The organism is Chitinilyticum litopenaei DSM 21440 (genome assembly GCF_000428145.1).
Classification (GTDB): Bacteria; Pseudomonadota; Gammaproteobacteria; order Burkholderiales; family Chitinibacteraceae; genus Chitinilyticum; species Chitinilyticum litopenaei.
The window spans coordinates 62,413-76,293 of sequence record NZ_ATZJ01000016.1 but is presented as its reverse complement, the minus strand read 5'-3'; the positions used below and the strand labels follow the sequence as shown (position 1 = coordinate 76,293).

Annotated in this window: 11 protein-coding genes; 4 read left to right on the top strand and 7 right to left on the bottom strand. The window is 64.4% G+C overall.

The annotated features are described in order from the left end of the window. Positions 1-158: 158 nt before the first annotated feature. The gene (gene rnr / locus C515_RS20270; protein WP_051304774.1) at positions 159-2,528 is read left to right on the top strand and encodes a ribonuclease R; all 2,370 of its coding nucleotides are present in this window, start codon (positions 159-161) and stop codon (positions 2,526-2,528) included. A 124-nt stretch (positions 2,529-2,652) separates the two neighbouring features. On the opposite strand, the gene C515_RS0108205 is transcribed toward rnr, so the two are convergent. After that, positions 2,653-2,991, bottom strand: coding sequence for a hypothetical protein (locus C515_RS0108205; protein ID WP_028455122.1), 339 nt, complete (start codon positions 2,989-2,991; stop codon positions 2,653-2,655). Between the two features lie 97 nt (positions 2,992-3,088). Here C515_RS0108205 and C515_RS0108200 point away from each other — a divergent pair, with 97 nt between their 5' ends. Genes C515_RS0108200 through C515_RS0108190 form a run of 3 tightly spaced genes read left to right on the top strand, consistent with a single transcriptional unit; the run spans position 3,089 to position 4,573 of the window. Next, positions 3,089-3,448, top strand: a complete 360-nt coding sequence (locus C515_RS0108200) for a hypothetical protein (protein ID WP_028455121.1) — start codon at positions 3,089-3,091, stop codon at positions 3,446-3,448. Between the two features lie 10 nt (positions 3,449-3,458). Then, the gene (locus C515_RS0108195; RefSeq protein WP_028455120.1) at positions 3,459-4,160 is read left to right on the top strand and encodes an SIMPL domain-containing protein; all 702 of its coding nucleotides are present in this window, start codon (positions 3,459-3,461) and stop codon (positions 4,158-4,160) included. After that, on the top strand, positions 4,160-4,573 hold the full coding sequence (locus C515_RS0108190; RefSeq protein WP_028455119.1) for a hypothetical protein: 414 nt from the start codon (positions 4,160-4,162) through the stop codon (positions 4,571-4,573). The genes C515_RS0108195 and C515_RS0108190 overlap by 1 nt, the downstream gene beginning before the upstream one ends. Before the next feature lie 233 nt (positions 4,574-4,806). Here the strand turns inward: C515_RS0108190 and kdpE are convergent, their stop codons facing one another. The 6 genes from kdpE to kdpF form a co-directional block, all read right to left on the bottom strand. Then, complete coding sequence (gene kdpE, locus C515_RS0108185) at positions 4,807-5,499, bottom strand: two-component system response regulator KdpE (RefSeq protein ID WP_028455118.1); 693 nt, start codon at positions 5,497-5,499, stop codon at positions 4,807-4,809. Positions 5,500-5,501: 2 nt separating this feature from the next. Then, positions 5,502-8,183, bottom strand: a complete 2,682-nt coding sequence (locus C515_RS0108180) for a DUF4118 domain-containing protein (RefSeq protein WP_028455117.1) — start codon at positions 8,181-8,183, stop codon at positions 5,502-5,504. Positions 8,184-8,500: 317 nt separating this feature from the next. After that, positions 8,501-9,085 carry a potassium-transporting ATPase subunit KdpC gene (gene kdpC, locus C515_RS0108175; RefSeq protein ID WP_028455116.1) on the bottom strand — a complete coding sequence of 195 codons (585 nt, stop codon included), beginning with the start codon at positions 9,083-9,085 and terminating at the stop codon, positions 8,501-8,503. A 400-nt stretch (positions 9,086-9,485) separates the two neighbouring features. Continuing rightward, positions 9,486-11,657 (bottom strand): potassium-transporting ATPase subunit KdpB, encoded by a 2,172-nt coding sequence (kdpB, locus tag C515_RS0108170; protein ID WP_444541988.1) that lies wholly within the window; start codon positions 11,655-11,657, stop codon positions 9,486-9,488. A 90-nt stretch (positions 11,658-11,747) separates the two neighbouring features. Next, entirely contained in the window at positions 11,748-13,532 is a 1,785-nt protein-coding gene (kdpA, locus tag C515_RS0108165) for a potassium-transporting ATPase subunit KdpA (RefSeq protein WP_028455114.1), read from the bottom strand. Between the two features lie 2 nt (positions 13,533-13,534). Next, positions 13,535-13,624 carry a K(+)-transporting ATPase subunit F gene (kdpF, locus tag C515_RS24015; protein ID WP_158380795.1) on the bottom strand — a complete coding sequence of 30 codons (90 nt, stop codon included), beginning with the start codon at positions 13,622-13,624 and terminating at the stop codon, positions 13,535-13,537. Between the last annotated feature and the right edge of the window lie 257 nt (positions 13,625-13,881).

The window sequence follows — 13,881 nt, the reverse complement described above, 5'->3', positions numbered from 1 at the left end:
GAGAAGACTCGAACTTCCACGCCCTTGCGAGCGCTAGGACCTGAACCTAGTGCGTCTACCAATTCCGCCACCTGGGCTCTTCAAGTACGCTACAATTCGCTTGCGCGTCCTGCAGTGCATTGCTTAGAGGACGCGAATTATTGAGAAAAGCAGAGACGATGTCAATCAAAAAAGAAAAGAATTTTACCGAAACTCCCGCCACGACCGCGCCAGCCCGGCGCCGCAGTCGTAAAATCAATGCCTTGCGTGCTCAGGACCCTTTCCTCGAACGCGAGCGCGAGCGCTACGAAAATCCCCTGCCGTCCCGCGAATACCTGCTGCAACTGCTGGAAGCCGCCGGGGCACCGCTGTTTGTCGAAGACCTGGCCCGCCAGCTGGGCATCAATGAAGAAGAAGGCCTGCCGTTCGAGCGGCGCCTGCGCGCCATGGAGCGTGAAGGCCAGCTGATGATCAACCGCAAGGGCGCGCTGTGCCTGCCGGCCAAGATCGACCTGATCGCCGGCAAGGTGCTGGGCCACGCCGACGGTTTCGGATTCCTGCAGCCGGATGATGGCAGCGAAGACCTCTTTCTCGGCCCCAAGGAAATGGCCAAGGTGCTGCACGGTGATCGCGTGCTGGCCCGCCAGATCGGCGTGGACCGCCGTGGCCGCCGCGAAGGTGCGATCGTCGAAGTGCTGGAGCACGTCAATTCGAAGCTGGTCGGGCGCTTTCGTGCCGAGCGCGGCATTTTCTATGTCACCGCCGAAGACAAGCGCATCAGCCATGAAATCCTGATCGAACCCAAGGGCTCGCTGGGGGCGACGGTGGGCCAGGTGGTGATGATCGAGCTGCTTACCCAGCCGGCGCGCTACACGCAGCCGGTCGGCCGGGTGATCGAGATTCTGGGCAACTATGCCGATCCGGGCATGGAAATCGAAATCGCGCTCAGAAAGCACAATCTGCCGTACGTGTTCAGCGACGAAGCGCTGGCGCAGGCGGAAAAAACGCCGGCCAAGGTCAAGAAAAGCGACTGGAAGGCCGTGCATGGCACGGTCGAGCGCGAGGACCTGCGCGAGCTGCCGCTGGTGACCATCGATGGCGAGACGGCCCGCGATTTCGATGATGCCGTGTATGCCGAAAAATCCGGCAAGGGCTGGCGGCTGGTCGTGGCCATTGCCGACGTCAGCCATTACGTACAGCCCGGCGATGCGCTGGATCACACCTCGATCGAGCGCGGCAATTCGGTGTATTTCCCGCGCCGCGTCATTCCGATGCTGCCCGAGCAGCTCTCCAACGGCATCTGCTCGCTCAATCCGGATGTCGAACGCCTGTGCATGGTCTGCGACATGAAGGTGTCGGCCAAGGGCGAAATCAAGAAATACCGCTTCTACCCGGCGGTGATGCAGTCGAAAATGCGCTTCACCTACACGCGTGTCTGGTCGCTGCTGCAGAATGACAGCGATGCCAGCAAGGCCGAGAAGAAGCTGCTGCCACATCTGCAGGATCTCTACGCGCTCTTCCAGACGTTTGCCAGGGCCCGTTCCGTGCGTGGCGCCATCGATTTCGAGACGACCGAAACCGAAATGCGCTTCGATGACAACGGCAAAATCCGCGAAATCGTGCCGGTCGTGCGCAACGACGCGCACAAGCTCATCGAGGAATGCATGCTGGCGGCCAATGTGTCTGCGGCGGACTTCCTGATCAAGAATGAGCACCCGGTGCTTTTCCGTGTGCATGAAGGCCCGACCCCGGAAAAGCTCGCCTATCTGCGTGAATACCTGCGTACCTGCGGGCTGACGCTGGGCGGTGATGAAGACCCGCAGGCCGGCGATTACGCCGAGCTGCTGCAGAAAATCAAGCTGCGCCCCGATGCCGAGCTGCTGCAAACCATGCTGCTGCGCAGCCTGCAGCAGGCTGTGTACACGCCGGCCAATGCCGGCCACTTCGGCCTGAGCTATGAGGCCTACGCGCATTTCACCTCACCGATCCGCCGTTATCCCGATCTGCTCGTGCATCGCGCCATCAAGGCGGTGCTGGCTGGCAAGAAATACAAGCCGGCGATGAAATGGGAGGCACTGGGCATCCAGTGCTCGCTGACCGAGCGCCGCGCGGACGATGCCAGCCGCGACGTCGCCAATTGGCTGAAGTGCTTCTACATGCAGGACAAGGTGGGCGAGGTCTTCGAGGGTGTGGTGTCCGCCGTGACCAGCTTTGGCATGTTCGTGCTGCTCGACAATGTCTATGTCGAGGGGCTGGTGCACGTGTCCGAGCTGGGCGCCGATTATTTCCATTTCGACGAAGCGCGGCGCGAACTGCGCGGCGAGCGCAGCGGCCGCGTCTACCGCATGACCGACCGCGTCAAGATCAAGGTCGTGCGCGTCGATCTGGAAACGAGCAAGATCGATTTCGTGCTGGTCGAAGAGCGCCCGGCCCAGCTGGATGCAGCAATCAGGCCGCGCGAGGGCGAGCGATCCGCAAGGACGCGCAGCAGTGCGCCCCGCGAGAAGGCCGCAGGCACCACCGCGCGCCGCCGTGGCGGCAAGCGCTGAAGCTCCGAAGCAAATAGGGCAGTGCCCGGCATGGCATCAGGCGTCCGACCGGGCGCCTGATTGCCGTTCAGGAGCCGTATCCGTGTTTGCGCCGGCCCGGCACCGCCAGTCCAGCCAGGTCGTTTCAGTGGCGCGGCAGGCGGGCCAGCAGAAAGCGTCGCTGCTCGTCCTGCAGCTCGACGATTTGCATGAAAACGCGAAACTGGCTGATCTGACCCACCAGCGTCTGCGTGGTGATCTTCACCCGGCAATCCACATAGCAATGTGTCTTGCGCTCGGGATCGAGCAGGTCGAGATACAGCCGGCAGTCTTTCACCGGCACGCTGACCGGAAACAGGCCAACCAGTTGCTGCTCGCTGGCGCCCGTAATGCGGCCGTGCAGGGGCTGCGGATTGCCCGGCAGCATGATTGCCGCGCGCCAGTTCACCGTTTGCAGTGAGGTAGTGCTGGTATTTGTCGTCATGCTGACATGCCGTTCTGCAAGGATGATTGATGATTGCCTGCGCGCCATGGCGCCAGCTGCTAGTATCGCAGGCAGATTTTACCGGAGAAAGAAACCCATGTTCATTGTCGACCGTTCCGCCGCCATCATCCGCCCCAAGCAGGCTTTCCTGGACTGGCTGAACCAGTTGCCCGGCAACGATGTCATCCTGTCGCTGGACGAGGTGCGCAGCGATTGCACCGTGGTGCTGATTCCGGAAGCCAGCGAACCCGAAGACGGCATTGCCTATATCGACGACATTGCCGACAAGCTCTTTGAAATGGAGCTGGCCTCCTGGGTCAGCGACGAAAGCCTGTGGCCGGAAAAACGTTCACTGAAGCTGTTCTGGGAATGGTTTGACATCGAAATCCATCTCGGTGTCATGGATGCCGTTTCCGACGAAATCCACAATACCCCGTCCGATCACGCCTACCACTGAGGAAATGCCCATGAAGCTCTCCGCACTGGCTCTGACCCTGTGCCTTGCCGCGCCGGCCATTGCCGCCGAAGCGCCGCTGTTCAACGTGGTCAATTTCGAAACGACCGCCGTGCAGGCGGTTGAAAATGATCTTGCCATGGCCGTGCTGTTCGTCGAAAGCAGCGATACCGATCCCGGCAAGCTGGCCGAACGCATCAACCAGACGCTGGCGCAGGCGCTCAAGCGCGTGCAGCAGGTCAGCGAGGTGCAGTCGAAAGGCACCGGCTACAGCACCTACCCGCAATACAACAACAAGACCGGCAAGCAGGACGGCTGGCGCAGCCGGGGGGAGCTGCGTGTCGCCTCGCGCGATTTTGCCGCGCTCTCGAAGCTGATCGGCGAGCTGCAAAAACCGCAAGGCAGCGGTTTGTCGCTGCAGCTGGAATCGGTCAATTACAGCGTGTCGGACGAGCGCCGCAGCAAGACCGAAGACCTGCTGATCGAAGAGGGCTTGCGCCAGTTCCGCCAGCGTGCGGCGCTGCTGCAAAAGCAGCTGCAAGGTCAGGGCTGGAAGCTCCTGCATGTGAATGTGAATACCGGCGGCATGCCTCCGCCCATGCCCTATGCCCGCAAGGCGATGGCCGTCGGCATGGCGGCCGAAGCCGCGCCGCCGCTGGAATCGGGTGAATCGCGCCTGAGCGTGCAGGTTTCCGGCGCCATCCAGATCGAGTAATGCTGCCCGAGCTGCACCGCCGTGCGTCGCGCTGGGAGCGCGGCGTGTGGCTGGCCAGCCACGCACTTGCCCTGCTCGGCTGCAGCGTGCTGCCCGTCTGGCTGGCCATCACGGCGAGCCTAGGTCTGCTGCTGCATGGCTGGCTGTGCCGGCCCTGGCGCACCGGCTGGCGCGCGCTGGCCATGACGCCCGATGGCGTGCTGGTACACGCCGCCGGAACCGCTGCGCGCACCCTGAGCATCCAGCCCGACAGTCGCGTCCTGGCCGGGCTGATCGTCCTCAGCCTGCGTGACCAGCGCGGCAGCCTGCGGCTCGTGCTCTGGCCAGACAGCGCCGCGCCGGACCTGCTGCGGCAGTGGCGGGTATGGCTGTTGTGGGAATGGCGCGCCAGAGGAGCGGCGACACCCGATTAGCAGGCTGTTCTCGACAGCCTGCAGGGCGCTGTCCGGCAAAGCCGGAAAGAAAAGACCGGCAAGCAAAAAAACGCTGATTGCTGATTTGCCAGAGCCAGACTGCGCCGGGTTTTGCCCGGGTCGTCCGGGTTGGGTCGCAAGGGTATTGCCATGCAGCCATTCAAGCTGTTGGCTTTGGTCCGTATACCCATGCAATTTCCAATCAAGGCCAGGGTGGGCAGTGCATCAGGGTATCAGGGCGCCAGCCGGTAGCCGACGCCTGTCTCCGTCAGGATATGCCTGGGCAGGGCGGGCTGGTCTTCCAGCTTCTGGCGCAAATGCCCCATGTACACGCGCAGATACTGGCTGGATTCGCTGTGGTTCGGCCCCCAGACTTCGCGCAGCAGTTCGCGGTGCGTCAGCACCCGGCCGGCATGCCGGATCAGCGTCATCAGCAGCCGGTATTCGATGGGCGTCAGATGGACCGCCTCTTCATTGCGAAACACCAGCCTTTGCACCAGATCGACCCGCACCTGCCCAAAGCTGAACACCTGTTCGTTGCGCGCGCTGTGGCCGGCGTGGCGGCGCAGCAGCACGCGCACGCGCGCCAGGCATTCGTCGACGCCAAAGGGTTTGGTCAGGTAATCGTCGGCGCCGGCGTCGAGCGCAGCGACCTTCTCGGCCTCCTGCGCGCGCGCCGAGAGCACGAGAATCGGCAGGTCACTCCAGTCGCGGAGCTGGCGGATCACCTCGACGCCGTCCATATCGGGCAGGCCCAGGTCGAGGATGACCAGATCGGGCTTGCGCGCCGCCACCGCGATCAGTCCGCGCCGGCCATTTTCCTCGTCATGGACCTGCAGGCCGGCGTGTTCCAGCATGGTGCGCAAGAAACGGCGGATGGGGGCTTCGTCTTCGATGAAAACCACGGTGGCGGGATGCTCGTTCATGCCTACTCGAGTGTGAGTGCCGGCGGCTGGCCCAGCGGCAGGGTGAAGGTGAATGCCGCACCATGCGGCTTGCGGTTTTCCGCAACGATGCGTCCGCCGTGCGCCTCGACGATGGTCCGGCAGATCGCCAGTCCCAGCCCGACTCCCGGCGTGTTCGTTTCCGCCGCGCCGCGGCTGAATTTGGCGAACAGGCGTTCCGGAGCGCCTGCCGGCAGGCCCGGCCCGTCGTCGCTGACGCTGACCGCGACCACGTCGCCGGCCAGTCGTGCGGCGATGGTGATCGCGCTGCCGGCCGGCGTGTATTTTGCGGCGTTTTCCAGCAGGTTGACCAGCACGCGCTCGATCAGCACCGCGTCGTAGTCGAGCAGCGGCAGGTCGGCGGGGAGTTCGACCGCCAGCCGGTGCTGCGCCAGCCGCGCCGCGCAGGCGCGCACCGCGCTGCCGACGACTTCTTCGAGCACCTGCCATTCCCTTTGCAGCTTCACGCCCGACTGCAGCCGCGCCATGTCGAGCAGATTGGCAACCAGGCTGTTCATGCGCTGGATTTCCTCGGCGATGGCGACCAGCGTCTGCTGCTGTTCGCCGGCGTCGAGCCGGCCGCCCTGCAGCAGGCTGGTCAGGCCCACCAGCGTGGTCAGCGGCGTGCGCAGGTCGTGCGATACCGCCGAGAGCACGCTATTGCGCAGGCGTTCGGATTCCATCGCCACCAGTGCGTCCTGCGCCACCTCGACGTAGTGCACGCGCTCAAGCGACAGCGCGATCTGGCTGGCGCAGGTGTCCAGCAGGCGCTGCTGTTCCGGGCTGGCCAGCTGGCTCTGGTCGCCGGGAATCAGCGCGAGCACGCCGCGCATGCGCATCGGCGCCTTCAGCGGCACATACAGCGCGCTGGCGGCCGGCAGCGTTTGCGTGCCGTTGCCGGCGGTTTCCTCGTGGTCGAACACCCATTGCGCAAGGCCGGGATCAAAGCCGACCGCATCGCCGGCCGGCTGCAGCCGGTCGTGCGCGTCGGGCAGCAGCAAGAGCGTGCGTGCATGAAAGAGCTCGCCGATGCGCTGGCTGCCGGTTTCGACGACGCTGGCGGCGGTCAGCGCGCCGGCCAGCTCGCGGCCCAGCTCGTAGAGCGCACGCGTGCGCCGCTCGCGGTAGGTGGCGATGCGCGCCTCGAAGCGCAGCCGCGCCGCGAGCTGGCTGATGATCAGCGCCACCGAGAGCATCAGCACGAAGGTAAACAGGTACTGTGTGTCGTTCACCGTCAGCGACAGCTTGGGCGCGATAAAGAAGAAATCGAAGGCCAGCACCGACAGCACCGACGCCAGCACGCCGGGCCCGCGCCCCCAGCGTATCGCCACCAGCACGACGGCGAGCAGAAAGAGGATGACGACATTGGCCGGGTCGAACACGGTGAGCAGCGCGGCGGCAAAGGCGGTGGTCAGCGCGCAGGCGGCGGTCGCGGCCAGATAGCCCGGCCAGCGCGCGGCCGGCTGCGCATCGCTGAACAAAAGGCTGCTGCCGGTCTTGTCCTGCCCCGCATTCCCGCCATCGAGCTCGTGCGCGACGACGTAGACATCGACATCGCTGGCGGCCTGCGCCAGCCTTTCCGACAAGGGCGTCTGCCACAGCCTGGAAGCGCCGCCGCGCAGCGATTTGCCGACCACCAGCTTGGAAACATTGCGGCTGCGCGCATAGGCCAGCAGCGTGCCTTCGAGCCCGGCGCCGGCGAGCACGCTGGTTTCCGCGCCCAGCGATTGTGCGAGCTTCAGATTGGCCAGCACGCGCGCGCGCCGCTGTGCGCTTTGCCGCGACAGTTTCGGCGTCTCAACATACACGGCCAGCCAGTCGGCATGCAGCGCGGCGGCCAGCCTGGCGGTGCTGCGGATCAGCTTCTCGCCGTCGGCGCCGGGGCCCACGCAGGCGAGCAGGCGCTCGCGCGCCTGCCACACCGGCTGGATCGCCTGGTCGGCGCGGTAGGCGCGCATCTGCGCGTCGACCCGGTCGGCGGTGCGGCGCAGCGCCAGCTCGCGCAGCGCCAGCAGATTGCCTTTGCGAAAGAAATGCTCGGCCGCGCGCTCGGCCTGCTGGCCCAGGTAGACCTTGCCCTGCGCCAGGCGGTCGAGCAGCTCCTCGGGTGGCAGATCGACGAGCGTGACCTCGTTCGCCGCGTCGAAAATACGGTCGGGAACCGTTTCGCGCACCACGATGCCGGTGATCTGGCCGACGATGTCGTTGAGGCTTTCCAGGTGCTGAACGTTCAGCGTCGTGTAGACGTCGATGCCGGCGGCAAGCAGCTCGTCGACGTCCTGCCAGCGCTTGGCGTGGCGGCTGCCGGGAATGTTGGAATGCGCGAATTCGTCGACGAGAATCAGCGCCGGCGCACGCGCCAGCGCGGCGTCCAGATCGAATTCCGGCAGCTTGCGGCCGTGAAACTCGACCAGCCGCGCCGGCAGCACTTCCAGCCCCTGCAGCTGTTGCTGCGTTTCGCTGCGGCCGTGCGTTTCGACGACGCCGACGAGCACCTCGCCGCCCTCGCGAACGCGGGCCTGCGCGGCGGCCAGCATGGCCCAGGTCTTGCCCACGCCGGCGCAGGCGCCAAAAAAGATCTTCAGCCGCCCGCGCCGCGCGAGTTCTTCGGCGCGTTGCAGTTCGGCGAGCAGGGCATCGGGGTCGGGGCGATCGTTGTCGGTCATGGTGCTTTGGTTTTCTTATCAGGGTATGTGCTTGCGGGCTTCATGTTCATTTGTTTGGGAGCTTATGCCTTTGATTATTCTTCTGTCCCGCTGATGGTGCCAGTCGTAGGAGCGAGCTTGCTCGCGAAGCCTTGCCACTGGTGGTGCTTCTGCATGGGTTTGATTTGTTCTGCGCCTGCGGCGCAGTGTTTGCATGCCGGTTCCGTCCGGCGGACGGCTTCATTTCTTTTGTCTCGCCAAAAGAAACGAAGCCGCCGGGCACTCCCGGCATGCAAACGTCACGCCGCAAGGCGCTAAACACCTGCAATGCCATTAACTCAGGCGCCACCCTTACCCAGCGCATCCAGCGCCAGATTAAGCTCCAGCACGTTCACGCGTGCTTCGCCCAGAATCCCCAGCTGCCGGCCTTCGGTGTGCGCAGCAACCAGACCTCGTACCTGCGCCACCGGCAGATTGCGCGCCCTGGCGATGCGCCAGACCTGGTATTCGGCGGCGGCCGGGCTGATGTGCGGGTCCAGGCCCGAGGCCGAGGCGGTAACGAGTTCGGTCGGCACCGGGCCGGTTTGTTCCGGGTGCGCGGCGCGCAAGGCGTTCACGCGCTCTTCAATGGCGGCCAGCAGCGCCGGGTTGGTCGGGCCGAGGTTGGAGCCGCCCGACGCACCGGCGTTGTAGGGCACGGGTGCGGTCGCCGACGGGCGGCCCCAGAAATACGGCGTGCCGCTAAAGGCTTGCCCGATCAGCGCCGAACCGACGGGCTTGCCGCCGCGCTCGATCAGGCTGCCATTGGCCTGGTGGCGGAAAACCAGCTGGGCGACGGCGGTGGTGGCGAGCGGGTAGGCGACGCCGGTCACCAGCGTCAGCAGGGCGAACAAGGTAAGTGCGGGGCGAAGGTGTTGCAGCATGGCAATCTCCTTGAAAAGTACGGCGGGCGCGCCGCCTGGCGCGGTCTCTGCCGTTATGCGTTGGGTATAGGGCTGCAGCCTTTTCATGGATTTGGCTGTGGGCATATACCCAGTGACGTTTTTTGTCTGGCAAGACACTTCAGCATTCTCGTCGTCATTCCGGCGAAAGCCGGAATCCAGAGGGTCTTTTGCAAATTCTGCCGACTGGATGCCGGCCTGCGCCGGCATGACGAACATGATGCGAATGCTTGCCGAGCAGGGGTTCTATTGATCAGGCCCTCTGATGTTTTCACTCGTAGGAGCGAGCTTGCTCGCGATCAGTAATGCTTCGCGAGCAAGCTCGCTCCTACGGAAATTCATACTTCTGAGGGCCGGATCAATAATCAGGTTTCAGATGTACTCAAACCAGGCCGAGTGCGACCAGCAGCAGGTCGATCAGCTTGATGCCGATAAAGGGAACGATCAGCCCGCCCAGGCCGTAGACCAGCAGATTGGTCCTGAGCAGCTGCGCCGCGCCCTGCGCCCTGTAATGCACACCGCGCAGCGCCAGCGGGATCAGGAAGACGATGATGATCGCGTTGAAGATCACCGCCGACAGGATCGCCGACGCCGGTGTCGCCAGCCCCATCACGTTGAGCATATTGAGCTGCGGATAGGTCGACGCAAACGCGGCCGGGATGATGGCGAAATACTTGGCGACGTCGTTGGATACCGAGAAGGTCGTCAGCGCACCGCGCGTCATCAGCATCTGCTTGCCGATTTCGACGATCTCGATCAGCTTGGTCGGGTTGGAATCCAGGTCGACCATATTGCCGGCCTCTTTCGCCGCTTGCGTGCCGGTGTTCATCGCCACCGCCACGTCGGCTTGCGCCAGCGCCGGTGCGTCGTTGGTGCCGTCGCCCGTCATTGCGACGAGCTTGCCTTCGTTCTGGTGCTGGCGGATCAGCGCCAGCTTGGCTTCCGGCGTGGCCTCGGCAAGGAAATCGTCGACGCCGGCTTCGGCCGCGATGGCCGCGGCGGTCAGCGGGTTGTCACCGGTGATCATCACGGTCTTGATGCCCATGCCGCGCAGTTCGGCAAAGCGTTCCTTGATGCCGCCCTTGACGATGTCCTTCAGCTCGATCACGCCGAGCACGCGCTCGTCGCTGCTCACCAGCAAGGGTGTCGCGCCGCGCCGCGCGACCTCGTCGGCCAGCGCCTGCATGCCTTCGGGGAAGCGCGCGCCTTGTGCCTCGACATGGCGGCGGATCGCGTCCATCGCGCCCTTGCGGATCTGCCTGCCGTCGTAGTTGACGCCACTCATGCGCGTTTGCGCACTGAAGGCAATGAACTCGGCCTCGTGGCTTTGCAGCTGGCGCTCGCGCAGGTTGAAACGCTGCTTGGCGAGTACGACGACGCTGCGGCCTTCCGGCGTTTCATCCGCCAGCGACGCCAGTTGCGCGGCGTCGGCGAGTTCCTGTTCGCCCACGCCCGCGGCCGGCAGAAAGCGCACGGCCTGGCGATTGCCCAGCGTGATCGTACCGGTCTTGTCGAGCAGCAATACGTCGACGTCGCCTGCGGCCTCCACCGCACGGCCCGAGGTGGCGATGACGTTTGCGCCGAGCATGCGGCTCATTCCTGCCACGCCAATCGCCGACAACAGAGCACCGATGGTCGTCGGAATCAGGCACACGAGCAGCGCGACCAGCACGGTGATGCTGACCGGGCTGCCGGCGCCGGATGCGGCGACCGAAAACAGCGAGAAGGGCAGCAGCGTCGCGGTGACAACGAGGAAGACAATGGTCAGCGCGACGAGCAGGATGGTCAGCGCGATTTCGTTCGGCGTTTTCTGGCGCTTCGCGCCCTCGACCATGGCGATCATGCGGTCGAGAAAGGCTTCGCCCGGGTTGACGGTGACGCGAACGACGATCCAGTCCGACAGCACGCGCGTGCCGCCGGTGACCGCCGAAAAGTCGCCGCCCGATTCGCGGATCACCGGCGCCGATTCGCCGGTGATCGCCGATTCGTCGACGGAGGCCACACCCTCGATCACTTCGCCATCGAGCGGCACCACGTCGCCGGCCTCAACCAGCAGCACGTCGCCCTTTTTCAGGCTGGCGCTGTCGGTGACTTCGTAGCCGGCGGTGTGCGTGGCCAATTTCAGCTTCTTGGCGAGCACGTTTTTCTTGGTGTCGCGCAGGCTGGCCGCCTGCGCCTTGCTGCGGCCTTCGGCCAGCGCTTCGGCGAAATTGGCGAACAGCACGGTGAACCACAGCCACAGCGCGATGGCGGCGATAAAGCTGGTCGGTGCTTCGCCCTGGCCGATCAGCGCCTGGCCCAGCAGCAGCGTGGTGAGGATGGCGCCCAGGTAGACGACGAACATCACCGGGTTGCGCCATTGCACCTGCGGCGCGAGTTTTTTGAACGAGTCGACCAGCGCCGGTTTTACCAGCGCGGGGTCGAGCAGCGAGAGTTTCTTGTTGCTCATGGTTTTTCCTTGCATCGTGCGCGCGGTGAGCGCCTTGCCGGATTCAGTCGTATCGACCAGCGCCGGCCTGGCCAGCTCGGGGTCGAACAGTGGCAGTTTTGTCATTGCGTTTCCCTGGCAAGGCCGCCCGCAGGAGGCCTTGCGCGTTCGGAGTGGGGCCGGGCATCAGTGTCCGAGCCATCAGTAGCCGAGTCATCAGTGTCCGAACATCTGCAGTTGCTCGACGATGGGGCCGAGCGCCAGCGCCGGGATGTAGTTCAGCAGGCCCACCAGCAGCACCGAGCCGACCAGCAGCACGACAAACAGCAGGCCGTGCGTGGGCAGCGTTCCGGCGTTCGCCGGCAGGCGCGGCTTGGCGGCCAGGCTGCCGGCCATCGCCAGCACCGGAACGATCACCGCGAAGCGGCCAAACCACATCGCCAGCCCCAGCATGATGTTGTAGAAGGGCGTGTTGGCCGACAGACCGGCGAAGGCCGAGCCGTTGTTGTTCGCCGCGCTGGAGAAGGCATAAAGCACTTCCGAAAAACCGTGCGCGCCGGGGTTGTAGATGCCCGCCTTGCCCGAAGCCACGCTCACGGCAATAGCGGTGCCGGCGAGCACCAGCAGCGGCGTCACCAGGATCACCAGCGCGGTCATCTTCATCTCGAAAGCCTCGATCTTCTTGCCCAGGTATTCCGGCGTGCGCCCGACCATCAGCCCGGCGATGAAGACGGCGAGAATCGCAAAGACCAGCATGCCGTAGAGCCCGGAGCCGACGCCGCCGAACACCACTTCACCGAGCTGCATCAGCAGCGTCGGCACCATGCCGCCGATGGGGGTGAGCGAATCGTGCATGGCGTTGACCGCGCCGCAGGACGCCGCCGTGGTGATGGTGGCGAAGAGGCTGGAAGCGACGATCCCGAAGCGCGTTTCCTTGCCCTCGAAATTGGCCACCGAATCCAGGCCGAGCCTGGTGAACGCCGGGTTGCCGGCGATTTCCGCGCCGACCAGCACGCCGTAGGCGATGACGAAGAGCACGGTCATCGATGCAAGCACCGTCCAGCCCTGGCGCGCGTCACCGACCATGCGCCCGAAGGTGAAGCACAGCGCGGCAGGGATCAGGAAGATCGCCAGCATCTGGATCAGGTTGGTGAGCGGTGTCGGGTTTTCGAAGGGGTGGGCCGAGTTGGCGTTGAAGAAGCCGCCGCCATTGGTGCCGAGCTGCTTGATCGCTTCCTGCGAGGCCACCGGGCCCATGGCCAGCGTCTGTTTCTGGGTGCTGACGGTTTCCATCACCGGCTTGCCGTCCTTGTCCAGAACGGGATTGCCGGATGCATCGACGCTGGCCTGCTGGTAGCTCACCGCCTCGACGGTCTGCACGTCCTGGTAGGGACGGAAATTCTGCAGCACGCCCTGGCTGACGAAGAGCAGCGCAATGACAAAGGCGAGCGGCACCAGCACATAGAGCGTGATGCGCGTGAGGTCGGCCCAGACATTGCCCAATACCCCAGCGCCCTTGCGCGCGAAGCCCCGTATCAGTGCGATGGCCACGACAATACCCGTCGCCGCCGACAGGAAGTTCTGGGCTGATAGGCCGAGCATCTGCGTGAGGTAGCTCATCGTCGTTTCGCCGCCATAGCCTTGCCAGTTGGTGTTGGTGGCGAAGGAAATCGCGGTATTGAACGCCGAATCGGCCGACACGGCACCCAGGCCCTGCGGGTTCAGCGGCAGGGCGCCCTGCAGGCGCTGCAGCGCGTAAACGGCCAGTGCGCCGGTCAGGTTGAAAAGAATCAGGCCCAGCGTGTAGCGCTTCCAGTTCTGCTCGCTGTCTTCATCGACACCGGCCAGACGATAGAAGGCGCGTTCGACCGGGTGCAGCCAGCGCAGCGCCAGCGGAGTGTCGCCGGCCATCACGCTGGCGATCAGGCGCCCCAGCGGCCAGGCGAGGATCAGCAACAGGCCCAGATACAGCCCCAGTTGCAGCAGTGCATTGCTTGTCATGATCAGAATTGCTCCGGTTTGAACAGCGCGTAAAACAGATAGGCCAGCAGCCCCGCAAGCAGCGCGGCGGCGATGATGTCGATCAGGTTCATGTCTTCTTGCCTCCATTGCGCTCGCACAGGGCGATCAGCCCCAGCAGCAGCAGCGTTTGTCCAGCCAGCAAACTCAGGAATATCAGGTCCATTTCGGTTCTCCACGGGGCAATGCCCACATGCTGAACTGTAAGAATTGGTGGCTAAAACCGGTGCAAAGATCGTGCAGTGCGGCATAAAGAAAGCATAAAAATGCCGCCATTTCGGCACGCCGGCTTTCACGATAAATGCCGTGGCGCACAATGCGCGGGGCGTTA